Raw genomic sequence first — 1,147 nt, forward strand, 5'->3', positions numbered from 1 at the left:
GCCGGGGCCGGCCGTCGGGTGTCGCTCGCCGGCATTCCGGGCGGCGGCCACCCGTGCCCCGCACTGGACCGGCCCCCACTCCGGCCCCGTTCCGGCTCCGGCGCGGGACCGGTGCCGGAACGGTTTCGTCATGCTCCCGCGAGCGGGCCGCTCCGCGGCACGACGACCGGCGATCCGTCGCCCGGTGCGCGCAGGATGTCCGCGTCCAGCCCGTAGAGCTCCCTGACCAGGGACTCGTCGACGGTGCCGGCCGGTTTCCCGCGGGCGAGGACCCGCCCGTCCTTCATGGCGACGAGGAGGTCGGCGTAGCGGGCCGCGGCGGCCAGGTCGTGCTGCACCATCACGACGGTGCGTCCGGTGCGGGCCACCTCGCGCACCAGCTCCATGACCTCCACCGCGTGGCCGAGGTCGAGCGCGCTGGTGGGTTCGTCCAGCAGGATGACGGGGGTGTGCTGGGCCAGGACCATGGCGAGCCAGCAGCGCTGCCGCTGGCCGCCGGACAGTCTGTCGAGGCGTTCGGAGGCCAGGTCCGCCGTCCCGGTGGCCTCCAGCGCGTCCCGTACCGCCTCCTCGTCGGCGCGCGACCACTGGCGCAGGAGCCCCTGCCGCGGATGGCGGCCGTAGCGGACGAGTCCGGCCACCGTGACGGCCTCCGGCGCCCGGGGGGACTGGGGCAGCAGGGCGATCCGGTGGGCGGCGCGGCGCCGGCTCAGCTCCCAGATGTCCTCGCCTCCGATGTGGACGGTGCCGGAGTCCGGCCGGTGCAGGCGGGCGATCGTGCGCAACAGGGTCGATTTTCCGCAGCCGTTGGGTCCGACGATCGCGACGACCTGGCCGGTGCCGATGGCGAGGTCGACGTCTTCGACCACGGGGCGGCCCGGGTATCCGGCGTTCAGCGCCCGGACCTCGATGCCGGCGGCGGCCGCGCCGGGTGCGGGCGGGGCTCCGGTCGCGGGGGTCGCGGGGGTGGTGTCGGTCATGGGTGGTCACGCCTTTCCGGTGGCACGGTCCGGGCGGAACAGGACCCAGAGAAGGAAGGGGCCGCCGAGCACGCTGGTGACGACGCCGACGGGCAGTTCGACGGGTGCGGCCACCCGTCCCAGCGCGTCGGCCGCGGCGATCAGTGCCGCGCCCGCCAGCGCCGAGC

Annotated in this window: 2 protein-coding genes; both read right to left on the minus strand. The window is 75.9% G+C overall.

The window, feature by feature from the left end:
• Positions 1–128 precede the first annotated feature (128 nt).
• A complete protein-coding gene (locus ABZ371_RS32800; protein WP_358686627.1) occupies positions 129–980 on the minus strand; it encodes an ABC transporter ATP-binding protein in 852 nt (283 codons plus the stop codon).
• A 6-nt stretch (positions 981–986) separates the two neighbouring features.
• Positions 987–1,147 (minus strand): iron chelate uptake ABC transporter family permease subunit (locus ABZ371_RS32805; RefSeq protein ID WP_358686630.1); only part of this gene is annotated, 161 nt, incomplete at its 5' end.

Origin of the sequence: Streptomyces sp. NPDC005899 (assembly GCF_040629645.1) — a bacterium.
GTDB lineage: Bacteria > Actinomycetota > Actinomycetes > Streptomycetales > Streptomycetaceae > Streptomyces.

Coding starts and splice junctions, on each gene's coding strand:
- ABZ371_RS32800 (WP_358686627.1), bottom strand. CDS start 980: ATGACCGACACCACCCCCGCGACCCCCGCGACCGGAGCCCCGCCCGCA.